This window comes from Vibrio sp. M250220, from assembly GCF_036533795.1.
Classification (GTDB): Bacteria; Pseudomonadota; Gammaproteobacteria; order Enterobacterales; family Vibrionaceae; genus Vibrio.
Window position 1 is genome coordinate 121,623 of record NZ_JATABI010000012.1, and the last position, 15,441, is coordinate 137,063.

At 45.3% G+C, this 15,441-nt stretch carries 14 protein-coding genes, 7 tRNA genes and 1 pseudogene; 20 read left to right on the top strand and 2 right to left on the bottom strand.

Annotated elements, in window-relative coordinates:
- Positions 1-54: 54 nt before the first annotated feature.
- The 17 genes from QTN94_RS06960 (at position 55) to luxS (ending at position 13,481) form a co-directional block, all read left to right on the top strand.
- On the top strand, positions 55-1,242 hold the full coding sequence (locus QTN94_RS06960; RefSeq protein WP_331427275.1) for an aspartate kinase: 1,188 nt from the start codon (positions 55-57) through the stop codon (positions 1,240-1,242).
- A 92-nt stretch (positions 1,243-1,334) separates the two neighbouring features.
- A complete protein-coding gene (csrA, locus tag QTN94_RS06965; protein ID WP_004415691.1) occupies positions 1,335-1,532 on the top strand; it encodes a carbon storage regulator CsrA in 198 nt (65 codons plus the stop codon).
- A 182-nt stretch (positions 1,533-1,714) separates the two neighbouring features.
- Positions 1,715-1,807: transfer RNA gene (locus tag QTN94_RS06970), tRNA-Ser, on the top strand.
- A 78-nt stretch (positions 1,808-1,885) separates the two neighbouring features.
- Positions 1,886-1,962: transfer RNA gene (locus tag QTN94_RS06975), tRNA-Arg, on the top strand.
- A 25-nt stretch (positions 1,963-1,987) separates the two neighbouring features.
- Positions 1,988-2,080: transfer RNA gene (locus QTN94_RS06980), tRNA-Ser, on the top strand.
- 95 nt (positions 2,081-2,175) lie between these two features.
- Positions 2,176-2,252, top strand: a tRNA-Arg gene (locus QTN94_RS06985).
- A 65-nt stretch (positions 2,253-2,317) separates the two neighbouring features.
- Positions 2,318-2,394, top strand: a tRNA-Arg gene (locus QTN94_RS06990).
- A gap of 76 nt (positions 2,395-2,470) precedes the next feature.
- Positions 2,471-2,547, top strand: a tRNA-Arg gene (locus QTN94_RS06995).
- A gap of 491 nt (positions 2,548-3,038) precedes the next feature.
- A complete protein-coding gene (locus tag QTN94_RS07000; RefSeq protein ID WP_138971962.1) occupies positions 3,039-3,296 on the top strand; it encodes an oxaloacetate decarboxylase subunit gamma in 258 nt (85 codons plus the stop codon).
- A 31-nt stretch (positions 3,297-3,327) separates the two neighbouring features.
- Entirely contained in the window at positions 3,328-5,109 is a 1,782-nt protein-coding gene (gene oadA / locus QTN94_RS07005; protein WP_331427276.1) for a sodium-extruding oxaloacetate decarboxylase subunit alpha, read from the top strand.
- Between the two features lie 9 nt (positions 5,110-5,118).
- Positions 5,119-6,249, top strand: coding sequence for a sodium ion-translocating decarboxylase subunit beta (locus tag QTN94_RS07010; protein ID WP_331417762.1), 1,131 nt, complete (start codon positions 5,119-5,121; stop codon positions 6,247-6,249).
- 123 nt (positions 6,250-6,372) lie between these two features.
- A complete protein-coding gene (locus QTN94_RS07015; protein ID WP_331417763.1) occupies positions 6,373-7,323 on the top strand; it encodes an NADP-dependent oxidoreductase in 951 nt (316 codons plus the stop codon).
- The gene (locus QTN94_RS07020; protein WP_331427277.1) at positions 7,317-7,778 is read left to right on the top strand and encodes a YqaA family protein; all 462 of its coding nucleotides are present in this window, start codon (positions 7,317-7,319) and stop codon (positions 7,776-7,778) included. The genes QTN94_RS07015 and QTN94_RS07020 overlap by 7 nt, the downstream gene beginning before the upstream one ends.
- Before the next feature lie 9 nt (positions 7,779-7,787).
- Positions 7,788-10,646 carry a M16 family metallopeptidase gene (locus tag QTN94_RS07025; RefSeq protein WP_331427278.1) on the top strand — a complete coding sequence of 953 codons (2,859 nt, stop codon included), beginning with the start codon at positions 7,788-7,790 and terminating at the stop codon, positions 10,644-10,646.
- A gap of 109 nt (positions 10,647-10,755) precedes the next feature.
- Positions 10,756-12,324, top strand: a complete 1,569-nt coding sequence (gshA, locus tag QTN94_RS07030; protein WP_331427279.1) for a glutamate--cysteine ligase — start codon at positions 10,756-10,758, stop codon at positions 12,322-12,324.
- Between the two features lie 12 nt (positions 12,325-12,336).
- On the top strand, positions 12,337-12,933 hold the full coding sequence (locus tag QTN94_RS07035; protein WP_138971975.1) for a transglycosylase SLT domain-containing protein: 597 nt from the start codon (positions 12,337-12,339) through the stop codon (positions 12,931-12,933).
- 29 nt (positions 12,934-12,962) lie between these two features.
- On the top strand, positions 12,963-13,481 hold the full coding sequence (gene luxS, locus QTN94_RS07040) for an S-ribosylhomocysteine lyase (RefSeq protein WP_138971969.1): 519 nt from the start codon (positions 12,963-12,965) through the stop codon (positions 13,479-13,481).
- Between the two features lie 56 nt (positions 13,482-13,537).
- Here the strand turns inward: luxS and QTN94_RS07045 are convergent, their stop codons facing one another.
- On the bottom strand, positions 13,538-14,014 hold the full coding sequence (locus tag QTN94_RS07045; protein ID WP_138971970.1) for an RDD family protein: 477 nt from the start codon (positions 14,012-14,014) through the stop codon (positions 13,538-13,540).
- Between the two features lie 192 nt (positions 14,015-14,206).
- Here QTN94_RS07045 and QTN94_RS07050 point away from each other — a divergent pair.
- The 3 genes from QTN94_RS07050 to QTN94_RS07055 all read left to right on the top strand — a co-directional run bounded on the left by QTN94_RS07050 (position 14,207) and on the right by QTN94_RS07055 (position 15,324).
- A tRNA-Leu gene (locus tag QTN94_RS07050) sits at positions 14,207-14,291 on the top strand.
- A gap of 642 nt (positions 14,292-14,933) precedes the next feature.
- Positions 14,934-15,092, top strand: a complete 159-nt coding sequence (locus QTN94_RS20635) for a hypothetical protein (RefSeq protein ID WP_443088783.1) — start codon at positions 14,934-14,936, stop codon at positions 15,090-15,092.
- Positions 15,073-15,324, top strand: coding sequence for a hypothetical protein (locus tag QTN94_RS07055; RefSeq protein ID WP_331427280.1), 252 nt, complete (start codon positions 15,073-15,075; stop codon positions 15,322-15,324). Before QTN94_RS20635 ends, QTN94_RS07055 begins: the two co-directional genes overlap by 20 nt.
- Here QTN94_RS07055 and QTN94_RS07060 read toward each other — a convergent pair.
- Positions 15,302-15,441 (bottom strand): annotated as a pseudogene (locus QTN94_RS07060) (IS630 family transposase); the annotation flags it as partial. The gene QTN94_RS07055 and the pseudogene QTN94_RS07060 overlap by 23 nt on opposite strands.

Sequence of the window (15,441 nt, forward strand, 5' to 3'; positions counted from 1 at the left end):
CAACATATTGAATGTGGTCCGAATGAGACTTTGGTCTTGGGAAGGTGAAGACTGGTGAAAAAGCCCCTTATCGTGCAAAAGTTTGGTGGAACATCTGTAGGTTCCGTAGAAAGAATTCATACAGTAGCCAAACACATCATTAAGGCGAAAAATGATGGTAATCAAGTTGTCGTAGTTGTCTCTGCGATGTCTGGTGAAACAAACAGACTAATGGATTTGGCTAAACAAGTAGACAGTGTACCTACTGCTCGAGAACTTGATGTTTTGCTCTCTGCTGGTGAACAAGTGTCCATGGCACTACTGGCAATGACTTTAAATAAATTAGGTCATTCCGCTCGTTCACTTACCGGAGCACAAGCGAACATTGTGACGGACAATCAACACAATGACGCGACGATTAAACATATTGACACTAGCGCGATAGATGAACTGTTAGCGCAAGACCAAATTGTCATAGTGGCAGGTTTTCAAGGTATCAATGAAAATGGGGATATCACTACCCTGGGAAGGGGCGGTTCTGATACCAGTGCTGTTACTCTCGCAGGTGCGTTGAGTGCAGATGAGTGCCAGATATTTACCGATGTTGATGGTATTTACACTTGCGATCCTAGAGTCGTTTCTTCGGCGAAGAAACTGGATGTCATTGATTTTCCTTCGATGGAAGAGATGGCTCGTAAAGGCGCAAAAGTGCTTCATTTACCATCGGTTCAATACGCTTGGCGTAACAGTGTACCATTGCGAGTGCTGTCGACGTTTGACACTAACAACGGCAGCTTAGTCAAAGGGGAGCAGTGTTTGGCCTCGGTATGTGGCGTCGCTATTCAACGTGATATGTGTCTGATCAAGATTGAGAAAGATGCGCTTTGCGGTTTAAAAACACAGTGCCAGATGATAGGTGTGACGATTTGGAATGTGATCGAGCATGCAGAATGGGTAGGTGTAGTGATAAAACACGATGCTTATGCAAAACTGGAACTGGTTTTCAACGACAAAATCCGTAATAGTGAATCGGTAAGCTTATTGACCGCAGTAGGCCTTCATGTCGAAGGACTGGTTGAAAGGTCATACGCTTTGCTCTCAGAACAGGGGATCGATATTGAGCATTATGCGGTAAACCCACAATCGCTGATGCTAGTGTTGCAACCCGAATGTGTCGACAAAGCGGCGAACATACTGCATGATGCTTACATTACGTCTTCACAGGCACTCGATTGCCAACAAAAACATGCCTTTTTAGGTTAGATGCGAACCACAATAGAGTTTACGAAAATATCACTTTTGTTGGATAATAGCTTTGTAGCAAGATAAATCAGAGATTACTCAAGGAGCACAGAATGCTAATTTTAACTCGCCGCGTTGGCGAAACTCTAATGATCGGTGATGAAGTCACAGTAACTGTACTGGGTGTTAAAGGTAACCAAGTACGTATCGGCGTAAATGCACCGAAAGAAGTGTCTGTTCACCGTGAAGAAATCTACATGCGCATTCAGGCAGAAAAAGGTAATGGTAACGTTGCATCTGGCAACTACTAATTACACAAATAGGCTGACGATTTGTCAGCTTTTTTGTAATGTGAAGGCACCTATTTACAGTAAAAAGAGCGAATTAGCACCGCTTTGATTAAATAGCCAACGGTTGGATGTTTTTTTGCTAATTTTGCCAAGAAAGTGTTTGACATATTTTTGGTAAATCGTAATATGTGCCTCCGCAAGACGGTGAGGTGGCCGAGAGGCTGAAGGCGCTCCCCTGCTAAGGGAGTATACGGTTTGTAGCCGTATCGAGGGTTCGAATCCCTCCTTCACCGCCATTCTTGCTTCTTCTTTCTAAGAAGAATTGTTCTTCGGAACAGCTTTAAAACAAACTTTCTTTAGCAAGAAAGCATAGCGCGTCCTTAGCTCAGCTGGATAGAGTACCTGGCTACGAACCAGGCGGTCGGAGGTTCGAATCCTCCAGGACGCGCCATAATTTCCTTACCAGGGAATAAAACGGTGAGGTGGCCGAGAGGCTGAAGGCGCTCCCCTGCTAAGGGAGTATACGGTTTGTAGCCGTATCGAGGGTTCGAATCCCTCCCTCACCGCCATTAATTGGCTTATGGCCAATTTTTTGTTTTAAAGCCCCGTTGTTTCAAAGATCTAGTGTGATGTACTTCACAACTCTCGTTTTCGAGAACATTGCGCGTCCTTAGCTCAGCTGGATAGAGTACCTGGCTACGAACCAGGCGGTCGGAGGTTCGAATCCTCCAGGACGCGCCATTCTTTAGGGTTACCTTCATATAGAAGAGATCCTGATATTGACGAAGTTCGATATCGAAACTTGCGCGTCCTTAGCTCAGCTGGATAGAGTACCTGGCTACGAACCAGGCGGTCGGAGGTTCGAATCCTCCAGGACGCGCCACTCTTTAGGCCACTCTTTAGGGTTACTTCCATAATGAAGAAATCCAGATATCGATAAATATCGATATCGAAACTGCGCGTCCTTAGCTCAGCTGGATAGAGTACCTGGCTACGAACCAGGCGGTCGGAGGTTCGAATCCTCCAGGACGCGCCACATTATAAGCCCTGCTAGAAATAGCAGGGCTTTTTTATTAACACCTCTGCAGCATTTTTTATTAACACCTCTGCAGCATTTTTTATTAACACCTCTGCAGCATTTTTTAAACACCAGTAATTCAACTAGTTGTTTCTACAGAGATTTTTCCATTTCTTTTGCCCACATCTCAGTAACATATGATGTTTTGTCATAAGGTTATAAAACACACAGTTATTTATGCTCATTTGGCTAAATATTGCAGATTTATGTGATTTGTGTGACGAATAATTCCCTAGATCTGTGCTTTATCGTCAATAGCTTCTTAAACAAAATTGACAAAGTTTAACCAATCGAGATAATCCTAGGCCTCTTGTCAGGATTTTACTGTATGTTCTGGCAACAAGAACACTGGCATCATGCCGGTATACGTTAGTGTTTATCTATCGTCATGAAGATGATTTTCGAGAGGCCTAATGTTGTTGTCAGGATGACAAAGAAAGGATGCAAAAATGGATAATATTGGAAGCCTGCTAGTAGACGCTGCAACCCTAATGCTTACAGGGATGGTTGTAGTGTTTATATTCCTCACTATTCTTGTCTATCTCGTTCGGTTGATGTCTAAACTTTTGCCAGAAGAAGTTCCAGAGCCGATCGCTGTACCAAATCAAAATAACAAAGTTCAATTACCATCTTCTGCTGTGAGTCCGAAGGTTGTTGCGGCAATTTCCGCAGCGGTACATCAGTACCGTACTTCGGTGGCTAAATAGCATTTGATAGGATTAAAAGGAGTTAATGAGCATGTCTAAACCACTAGCTTTAACAGATGTGGTCCTTCGTGACGCCCATCAGTCGCTATTCGCGACGCGTATGCGCCTAGAGGATATGTTACCTATTGCGGAAGAGCTCGATAAGGTCGGTTATTGGTCTCTAGAAACATGGGGCGGTGCTACGTTTGATGCGTGCATTCGATTCCTGGGCGAAGACCCTTGGGAGCGTTTACGTGCATTAAAGAAAGCAATGCCTAACACACCAATGCAAATGCTACTGCGTGGCCAAAACTTATTGGGTTACCGTCACTACGCTGATGATGTAGTAGAAAAGTTTGTTGAGCGTGCCCATACCAATGGTATGGATGTGTTCCGCATTTTTGATGCGATGAACGACGTGCGAAACTTTGAAAAAGCCGTTAAAGCGACGGTTGATGTTGGTGCTCATGCACAGGGTACACTCTCTTACACGACCAGTCCGGTCCACAATACCGAGACTTGGGTAGACCTTGCTAAGCGTCTAGAAGATCTCGGTTGCCATTCGCTTTGTATCAAGGATATGTCGGGACTTCTGAAGCCGTACGAAGCGGAAGATCTTATTACACGTATCAAAGCATCGTGTGATGTGCCGCTTGCTTTACATTGCCACGCGACCACGGGTCTTTCGACTGCCACAGCAGTGAAAGCTGTCGAAGCTGGTATCGATATTCTTGATACGGCTATTTCGTCAATGAGCTGTACTTATGGCCATACGCCAACTGAAACAGTTGTGGCTATGCTTCAGGGCACTGAACGTGACACTAACCTTAAGCTTGATCAGATCGAACCAATCGCGGCGTATTTCCGCGAAGTACGTAAAAAGTACGCCAAGTTCGAAGGTCAACTGAAAGGCGTCGACTCTCGTATCCTTATTGCTCAAGTTCCAGGCGGCATGCTGACCAATATGGAAAGCCAGCTCAAAGAGCAAGGTGCAGCGGATCGTATTGATGAAGTGTTAGAAGAGATCCCACGTGTTCGTCAAGATCTTGGCTACATTCCTCTTGTTACTCCTACTTCACAGATCGTAGGTACCCAAGCGGTGATCAACGTTCTGACCGGAGAGCGTTACAAGAGTATCACCAAGGAAACGGCTGGAGTCCTAAAAGGTGAGTACGGCGCGGCACCTGCTGAGATTAATGCAGAGCTTCAGGCGAAAGTGCTTGATGGTGGTGAAGCGATTACTTGTCGTCCTGCTGATTTGCTTGAAGCTGAAATGGAAACTTTGACCGATGATCTCTTAGCCAAGGCTAAGGCGGAAGGTATTTCGCTAGCAGAAGATACGGTCGATGATGTTCTGACTTATGCATTATTCCCACAAGTCGGACTTAAGTTCCTTAAAAACCGTCACAACCCAGAAGCGTTTGAACCAGCACCGGGTAAAGAAGAGCCAACACCAGTTGTGGCTCAACCAGCTCAAGGTGGTATTGAAACTTACAGCGTGAAGGTTGATGGACAGGTTTATGATGTTGAAGTTGGTCCACAAGGTCAGCTGACATCAGTAACTCCTGCTCAATCGGGTGCTAATACTCAAGCTGTGGCTCCTGCGGCACCAGCGGGCAATTCAGAAACAGTACCGGCTCCACTAGCGGGTAACATCTTCAAGGTTAACGTTCAGAGCGGTGCTCAGGTTGCAGAAGGTGATGTGTTATTGATTCTTGAAGCAATGAAGATGGAGACAGAAATCCGTGCTGCCCGTGGTGGCATCGTCCAAGATCTGCATGTCAAAGAAGGTGATTCTGTGACTGTTGGTGCTCCACTACTTAGTCTGGCGTAAGGGAGTCTCATGGAAGGATTAATGACTCTTTGGTCAGAAACAGGGATCGCTCACTTTGAATTTGGCCAGATCTGCATGATCTTGGTCGGGTGTGTACTGCTGTTTTTGGCCATTCGCAAAGGCTTTGAGCCGCTACTACTTTTGCCAATAGGTTTTGGTGCCATCTTAGCGAACATCCCTAACGCAGGGTTTACGGAAGAGGGCGGATTGCTCTACTACGTCTACTATGTAGGTATAGAGTCGGGTATTTTCCCACTACTTATCTTCATGGGCGTTGGCGCGATGACCGATTTCGGTGCTCTTATCGCAAACCCTAAGACGTTATGGTTAGGTGCGGCAGCTCAGTTTGGTATCTTTGCAACACTATTTGGTGCGATCCTGCTTAACTATGTGCCGGGTATGGAATTTAGCATGCCTGATGCTGCTTCGATTGCGATCATTGGTGGCGCAGATGGCCCGACGGCTATTTTCTTAGCAAGTCAGCTCTCTCCAGATCTGCTGGGTGCGATTGCCGTTGCAGCATATAGCTATATGGCATTGGTTCCTATCATTCAACCGCCTATTATGAAGGCGCTGACGACACCGGAAGAGCGTAAAATCCAAATGGCTCAACTTCGCCATGTTGGAAAAGGTGAGAAGATTCTATTCCCACTGGCTGTTCTGCTAATGACGATCTTGTTCCTACCATCAGCAACACCGCTGGTCGGTATGTTCTGCCTTGGCAACTTGATGCGTGAAGCTGGTGTTGTAGACCGTCTATCTAAGACTGCACAAAATGAACTCATCAATATTGTGACTATCTTCTTGGGTCTAGGCGTCGGTTCTAAGCTGCAAGCCGAAGAGTTTCTTAATGTTGAAACGCTTGGCATTCTGGCGTTAGGGGCTGTGGCTTTTAGTATCGGTACTGCGGGTGGTGTCTTGATGGCGAAATTACTCAACAAGCTGTCTAAAGAAAATATCAACCCATTGATCGGTGCTGCCGGTGTTTCTGCTGTACCAATGGCAGCGCGTGTTGTAAACAAGGTCGGTTTAGAGGCAAACTCACAAAACTTCTTATTAATGCACGCAATGGGACCTAACGTAGCTGGTGTCCTTGGCTCGGCGGTAGCTGCCGGTATTTTGCTTGCCTTGGTTGGCTAAGCGTGAATTACGGTTAGTAATTGGTCAAATTGAGAGTAAGTGGTTAACTTGCTAGCAATAAATGGTATATATTCAAAGGGATGCTTTCGCATCCCTTTTTTATGTCGATAGGGAAATGAAGAAATGGAAAACAAACAAATCGCAATCTCACAATTTGGTGATCCAGACGTTCTCGTTATTCAAACTTCACCAATTCCAGAACCTAAAGCGGGTGAAGTACTGGTTAAGGTCCATTTCTCTGGTGTTAATCCTATTGATGTAAAAACGCGGGCAGGTTTAGGCTGGGCAGCTTCTCAGAATAAAGATAACCTGCCTTGGGTACCCGGCTATGATATCTCCGGTGAAATTATCACGCTTGGAGAAGGTGTCGAGCGTTTTGCTGTTGGCGACAATGTTGCAGGCTTTATTGGTTTCCCTCTCGCAGGGGGCGGTTATAGCCAATTTGTTTGTGTACCTGAAACCGCGTTAAGTCTTGTGCCAAATTCTATCACGCTTGAAGCGGCAGCTGCTCTTCCACTGGCAGGCCAAACAGCGGTACAGGCCTTGGATAAGGCTGGGGTGAAAGAAGGCCAGCGTGTTCTGATTCTCGCTGGTGCGGGTGGCGTGGGTCACATTGCGATTCAGGTTGCCGTTGCGGCTAAGGCAGAAGTCTTTACTACTTGTAGCGAAGCGAATTTGGATTATATGGCAACTCTAGGTGCTCATGCGATCAACTACCAGTTTGCTCCTGTTTCCGAGCGAGTCGAAGAAGCGGATGTGCTTATCGATTTGGTTGGTGGTGATGTCGCTCTTGATGCACTTAAATGCTTAAAAGATGGTGCGAAAGTGGTAACGGTTCCCACTCTTTCCGCAGAGTTGATTTGTGAGAAAGCGAAACTTCTAGGCTTTGAAGCAACGGGAATGCTTGTTGATCCAAACCCAGAGCAACTTGATGCGCTTCTCTACATGGTGAGTGTTGGTTTAGTCAAGACTGAGATTCATCAGGTGTATCCCTTCGAACAGGTTGCTGAAGCACATAAACAGATTGAAACCGGTCACACAAGAGGCAAGGTCTTGCTTGATATGCAATGTTAGAAGCGTTTAACAGCGCATTCGAATCTTTCGCACTTTGGTTTTCAGACTCGGCACTGTGGGTACTCTTTCTAAGTGGTTTCCTCAGTGCCACTTTATTGCCTGGAGGTTCAGAGGCCGGGCTGATCGCTACCTTGAGCTTAAACCAATACCCGACCTTTTATATTATTGCCGTTGCTACGTTAGGTAATACTCTTGGTGGTTTAACGAATTTTTGGCTTGGATTATGGCTACCAAACCGAACTCAGAACGAAAAACATGGTCATAAAGCCTTATTATGGCTAAATAAATACGGCTATTGGTCGCTTCTTTTTAGCTGGTTGCCAGTGATTGGTGATCCGTTGTGCTTAGCTGCGGGTTGGCTACGGATGCGTTTTTGGCCTTGCTTTTGGTTGATATTGATTGGTAAAGCACTCCGTTACATTCTACTTGCTGCAGTTTTTTTCGGTTTTTTCTAAGGGGATGTCATGAGAAAGATTTGGCTTGGTGCTATTTCTCTTGTTGCACTATATGGTTGCAGTTCTAGCAACCTTTCTTCTGTACCTTTCTTTTCCTCCTTACCTGAAGGTGTCACTCTTATTGAAGAAGTGGATGCTGAGCCAGGTAAGGCAATGATCCCATATTCAAAGTATCAGTTAGAAAATGGGCTGACAGTGATATTGTCTCCGGATCATTCAGATCCACTTGTCCATGTTGATGTTACCTACCACGTAGGTTCAGCTCGTGAGGAGGTAGGCAAGTCAGGTTTTGCTCATTTCTTTGAACATATGATGTTTCAGGGCAGTGAGAATGTTGGCGATCAAGAACATTTTAAGATCATCACCGAGGCGGGTGGTTCTCTGAATGGAACGACCAATCGGGATCGCACGAATTATTTTGAAACGGTGCCTTCAAATCAACTTGAGAAAATGTTGTGGCTTGAATCTGACCGTATGGGTTTTTTGCTTGATGCAGTCTCACAACACAAGTTTGAAATTCAGCGTGATACAGTGAAGAACGAGCGCGCGCAAAACTATGACAACCGTCCGTATGGCTTGATGTGGGAGAAAATGGGCGAAGCGATGTACCCAGAGGGACATCCATATTCTTGGCAGACGATAGGCTATGTCGAAGATCTTGACCGTGTTGATGTTAATGATCTCAAAGCGTTTTTCCTGAGATGGTATGGCCCCAACAATGCAGTCCTAACCATTGGTGGTGATCTCGATGTTGATCAAACCTTAGAGTGGGTAAGTAAGTACTTTGGATCGATTCCATCAGGGCCAGCGGTAGAGCAGGCACCTAAACAGCCAGCCAAGCTAACTGAAGATCGTTATGTCACGTTAGAAGACCGCATTCAGCAACCGATGCTCATTCTTGGGTGGCCGACAACTTACAATGGTGCTGAGGGGCAGGCTTCCTTAAACGCCCTTGCTAACGTATTGGGTAATGGTGCGAATAGTTTGCTGTATCAAAAGTTGGTTAAAACTCAGAAAGCCGTTGATGCAGGGGCTTTCCAAGATTGCGCAGAGTTAGCCTGTAATTTTTACGTTTATGCAATGGCACCTTCGGGGGAAAACAGCGCTCTGAAACCTTTGTATCAGGAGTTGATGCAAACCCTAGGTGAGTTTGAAGCGAAAGGGATAGATAACAACCGATTAGATCAAATTACCGGAATGGCTGAGTCTCAGTCGGTTTTCGCATTGCAAAGTGTGCGAGGCAAAGTATCGCAGCTTGCTTCTAATGAAACTTTCTTCAATACCCCAGACCGAATTCAGACTCAGTTAGCGCAAATTCGTGCGGTCACCCCAGAGTCGGTGATGGACGCCTATAAAAATTATGTTAACGGTCACCCTAAAGTTGCTTTAAGTGTGGTACCTAAAGGTAAGACGGAACTTGCTGCTGCGCCTGCAACGTTCAACACGCCACAAAGAACGTTGCCTGAATACCAAAAGGTCACTGACGACCAACTCGCGTATCGTCGTGCACAGGACAACTTTGATCGTTCTGTGATGCCTCAAGTCGCTGAAAGTGTTAAGGCACAAATGCCGAAATTTTACCGCCTCTATTTTGACAATGGTGCTGAACTGTTGGGTACGGTGAGCGCTGAAACGCCGACTGTACAGCTAGAAATTAGTTTTCCTGCTGGAGAGCGTTATGTCAAAAAAGGCAAAGAAGGGTTGGCGAACTTAACTGCGGCTATGATGGAAGAGGCGACACTGGACTCGACTCTTGAACAGTTACAGGCGCGGTTGGATAAGCTAGGGAGTACGCTTAACGTAGAAGCGGGAAATTACACGACCAGTATTTCAGTCTCTAGTTTAGAGAAAAACCTACCTCAGACACTTAAAATTGTCGAAGAGGTACTGTTTAAGCCAGCATTCCGTGAGCAAGATTTTGAGCGCATCAAAAAGCAAATGCTAGAAGGTACCGTCTACCAGCACCAACAAACAAGTTGGTTGGCCTCTCAAGCAACCCGCCAGGTACTTTTTGACGGGACGGTATATCAGCGCTCCAATGATGGTACGCAAGCGTCACTGGAAGCATTAACCTTGGATGACGTCAAAGCGTTCTACAAACAACATTACACTCCCCAGGGAGCACAAATAGTTGTTGTTGGAGACATCAATAGGAAACAGATCAAACAGCAGTTAGCCTTTATTGATTCTTGGCAGGGAGAAGTTGCCCCACTGCTAAGACCGCAACTTGTTAAGGAAAATCAGCAGAAAAAGCTTTATTTAGTGGATAAGCCAGGAGCACCACAAAGTGTGGTACGCTTGGTGCGTCAAGGTCTACCGTTTGATGCAACGGGGGAAGTGTACCTAACCCAATTGGCTAACTTTAACTTAGCTGGGAACTTCAACAGTAGAATCAATCAGAATCTCCGTGAAGATAAAGGTTACACCTATGGCGCTAGCGGTTATCTTGCATCGAATCGAGAAGTGGGTGCGATTGTGTTCTCAACACAGGTTCGTGCTGACGCAACTGTTCCATCGATCATTGAGCTTGAAAAAGAGTTAAAGGCATACAGTCAGAATGGAATGACTGATGATGAGATGAAATTTTTACGCTTAGCGGTCGGTCAACAAGATGCACTAAAGTATGAAACGCCTTCACAGAAAGCCGGACTGCTTAGTAGTATTCTTGCGTACAGTCTTGATGAAGACTACCTCAAGCAACGCAATGAGATCGTTGAAACGGTAGATAAGCAGACTTTAGACGAGTTGGCGAAGAAGTGGTTTACACCAGATGATTACCAAATCATTGTCGTCGGTGATGCCAAAACCCTGAAGCCACAATTAGAAAGTTTGCAGATTCCGATAGAAGAGCTTGAAATCATCCGTTAGAGTACACATAACATAGTGCATAGCTAGAGGGTGACATGGGTCACCCTTTATGAATTTGTTTAGCCAGTTTGGTAGAACTACCAAACCTTAGATATAAGCGAACCTCATTTTGACTGAATTTGCTGCGCGACTTGAGCGAGTTGCACAAAACCCAGAAGTATTTAAGAGTTTTGGACGTGGTGTGGAGCGTGAAACGCTGCGCTATCACCAAGATGGTCATCTTGCAACAACGCCACATCCTGAAGGACTCGGTTCCGCTTATGCGAATAGCTGGATTACCACCGATTTCTCCGAGTCATTGCTGGAATTTATTACGCCGGTATCGAATGACATATCAACCCTGATTGCACAGTTAGAGGACATCCACCACTTTACTCAGACTAAGCTGGGCGAAGAAAAAATGTGGCCGCTTTCTATGCCGTGTTATGTCGGTAGTGAAGATGATATCAACCTAGCTCAATATGGTGTTTCTAACTCTGGGAAAATGAAAACGCTTTACCGCGAAGGTTTAAAGCGTCGCTATGGCAGCTTGATGCAAATTATCTCAGGTGTGCATTTCAACTTCTCTTTCCCTGAGAGTTTTTGGCAGCAATTGTTAGGTGACCAGAACGAAGAGCAGCGTCAGTCGAGTAAGTCAGACGCTTACTTTGGTTTGATTCGCAATTATTACCGTTTTGGCTGGTTAATCCCTTACTTCTTTGGTGCATCGCCAGCGTTATGTTCGTCGTTTGTTCAGGGCAGAGACAGCAAATTACCGTTTGAAAGCATTGGTGGGTCGCTTTATCTGCCGTATTCCACCTCGCTGAGAATGAGTGATTTGGGCTATACCAACAGTGCTCAAAGCTCTCTAAAAATAGGTTTTAATAGCCTCGAAGAGTATTTAGATGGTTTGAATACCGCGATTCGCACTCCTTCGAATGAGTTTGCTGAGATCGGGGTAAAAGTGGATGGCGAGTACCTTCAGCTCAATAGCAATGTACTTCAAATTGAAAATGAGCTGTACGCGCCAATTCGACCAAAACGAGTCGCTAAGTCTGGCGAAAAACCATCAGAAGCGCTGGCTCGTGGTGGCGTAGAGTATATTGAGGTCAGATCGTTAGATGTGAATCCTTACAGCTCAATCGGTATCAATGAGGATCAAGTACGATTCTTAGATATGTTCTTAACGTGGGCAGCACTGACTGAGTCTGAGCCCATGGATTACTGTGAACAAGCGTGCTGGCGTGACAACTGGAATCGAGTCATCATCGAAGGTCGTAAGCCAGGTCTCGAACTGCAAATTGGCTGTAGGGGTGAAGTCCTTACATTACAAGACTGGGCAAAACGTGTATTTGTGGAATTAGTCCAGATCGCAGAAAAAATGGATGAGGCGATGGGTGGTGAAGCATACCAAGCGGTTTGCTACAAGCTACTTTCGTGGATAGATAACCCTGAGAACACCATATCGGGCAAGTTACTCGAAGATACTAAGCGCTTTGGCGGGTTGGGTAAAATTGGATGTGAGTTGGGTAAGCAATATCGCAATGACCACTTAAACCGCAGCTACAGAACGTACAGTGAAGCGGATATGGAAAGTGAAGTGGTTCGTTCTGTTCAGGCTCAACTTGACGTTGAAGCATCTGATGAATTGAGTTTCGAGCAGTATCTTGAAGAGTACTTCTCTTATTTAAAGTCTTAAGGTCGCATTGTGATAAGGAAGCTTTCACTCCTCCTTAGTGTGTCCTTAGTTGGCGGGTGTGCGACATCCCCGCCTAAAGATCAGTCGAACCTTTGCGAGATTTTTCGAGAAAAGCCAGGCTGGTATGACGACGCTATTGATATGCAAAAGGAGTGGGGAACTCCGATTCAAGTTTCAATGGCGATTGTCAAACAAGAGAGTAGCTTTCGTCATGATGCTCGCCCGCCTAAAGACTATTTGCTTGGTTTTATACCGTGGGGACGAGTCAGTAGCGCTTATGGTTACGCTCAGGCGCAGGATCCTGCCTGGGAAGATTTCCAAAAGTCGACCGATCATGGCGGCTCTCGGACAGACTTCTCAGATTCACTCATGTTTATAGGTTGGTACACGAGTGAAACTCAGAAACAACTCGGCATCTCCAAGTGGGATGCTTACAACCAATATTTAGCCTATCATGAAGGTCGCGGCGGCTATAAACGGAAAAGTTATCAGTCGAAACCGTCACTAATTCGCGTGGCTCGAAAAGTCGAGCAGCAGGCAAAGGATTATGGTTGGCAACTTAAACAGTGCCGACAGGAATTAGAAAACAATAGAAGCTGGTTCTTTTAGTACCAGAGAAGTAGAAATGGAGAAGGACAATGCCGTTATTAGATAGTTTTACCGTTGATCACACCCGAATGCATGCACCAGCAGTTCGTGTTGCGAAAACAATGACCACCCCAAAGGGTGACACCATTACGGTATTCGACCTGCGTTTTACCGCACCAAATAAAGACATCTTATCTGAAAAAGGAATTCACACTCTCGAACACCTTTACGCAGGATTTATGCGCAATCATCTTAACGGTGAAAGTGTCGAGATTATCGATATCTCACCTATGGGTTGTCGTACCGGCTTCTACATGAGTCTAATCGGCTCTCCACAAGAGCAGCAAGTTGCCGACGCGTGGTTAGCTGCGATGAAAGATGTGCTAAAAGTTGAAAGTCAGAATAAGATCCCTGAACTCAATGAGTATCAGTGTGGTACTGCGGCGATGCATTCTCTGGATGAGGCGAAACAGATTGCAGAAGCAATTCTAGCTGCTGGTATCTCAGTAAACAAAAACGATGAGTTGGCGTTACCAGAAGCGATGCTAAAAGAGCTCAAAGTAGACTGAACAGTTTGAAATGAAAAAGGAAGGCAACAGCCTTCCTTTTTACTATCTTTAAAACGTTAATTTGCTTTCGGCAGCACCACAACTTGTGTTTTTGCCCAGATATCATGAAATCCTCGTTTTTGTGGATCTAATGGAACCGTAAAATTAGCGAGACCAAAACCCGAAGTACCAATACGGATTAGTGCCTGTGTGACTGAAACAGGTTTTCCGTCTATGCTACGCAAGTGCAGTTTCCATGCACGCATACCTAACGTTTGACCGGCTCTGGTCCAGAAGAAAACAAAGAAATAGATCCATACGAAGGCCAAATACGCGGTATAAACCGGACTCCAAATCGGGTGGTTAGTGAGGAAGTCACTCACGTCTTCAAATCCACCTACGTTAAAGATGCCCATCGCCATCAATGCATGCAAAATAGCGATAACAATACCCGCTGCCATCATTTCTACGGCAATGATAATAAGTCCATCGTAAAAAAGAGCCCCTAAGCGGCGAAACAAGCCTGCTGGTGGCAAAGTGTCAATCGTTGACATAAAACCTACTTACCCAAACAAAATAAGGCGAAAGAATATAGCTTCAGTTTTGATCTGAAAAGAGAGCTTGCGCACAGCTTATCAATTTGTGGCTATTTTATCGTCAAACGATAGTTATTTCAGTCTTTTGCACTTGCACGATTCATTGGCATACGTATAATGCCAAACATCAAAGGGCAATAGCCCAGAGATGCCGGTGTGGTGAAATTGGTATACACGACGGATTCAAAATCCGTTGCCTTCGGGCGTGGCGGTTCAAGTCCGCCCACCGGTACCATATTTAAACGATAAAGCCTCGACGAAAGTCGGGGCTTTGTTGTATCTAGGTTTATCAAACACTTAGCTCAATGCTATTGGCATTTTCAGCCTCATAAATTCCCACATTTTGTACCTCTTTTGCCACTTGGCAATGTACTCCCTGTCCATATCTGGTCTTTTGTCTGTGTCGAATCTGTGCAGATGGTCAGCTATTTCAGTCCAACATCATCCATCTTAATCAACATACGCAACAAGCCTTGTAGTAGCCGTTTCTGGTCGTTTTTCTTGTCCTTCTACGGTCTTTCATGCCCCATAACTCGCTGATTTTGTCCCTCTTCCCTTGTCAAAAGGGAAGAGGGTATGTGTGAGATAAAAACTTCAATGAGGTGTGAAAACTTCGGGGTTTTAGGGGCAATTCTATACGGGATAAGGCTTGGACGATGGAAAAAACAGGGGATCGGTGAGGGGAACAGGAAGAGGACAGGGGAACGCATCTTAAACTTTCAGCCGATAGAGTGATGAAACCAGCATCAAACAGATATTAATCCTTTGAACTGTATAACCCATACACTTTGGAGGAGTTATAAAAAAACGATTCAAGTTCACCAATGCCAACCTTAAATCCCTACCAGCCAACACCTTAAACAACAAGACAACCGAACTGGAGTTTAGTGATACCGAATGTATTGGACTAAAACTGCTATCGGGCAGAAGTAGCAGTAAACGTTTCCTGTTGCGCTATACGCTTGAGGGGCGTAAGCGCAGTATTTCGATAGGGCGCTTTCCTGATATTGATGTGAATGTGGCGAGGCCAACATAAGGCGAAGATTGCAGAAGGAGTAGACCCAAAGGAAGAGCGTGATGGGTACAAACGCACGCCTACTGTGAAGGAGTTCTTCTGGGGTACCTTCTTGCCTTTAGCTAAGAAAAAGAAGACATGGAAAGACGATGTTGCTCGGTTTAATCGCCATTGCCAGAGTGTTTACGATAAGCATGTTGGCAAAAAAATAAAGAGCCAGTTATACCCAATCAACTTGAAAATGCAGGCTTGAGTACCTGAAAATTATCATTGATTCGAGACGTCAGTGAACCTGCGATCTCTGGAAGAGTCACAGTAAAAAATTGATCGATGGCTTCCTTGAAGTCTCGTTTATTTTTGAAGTAAACGT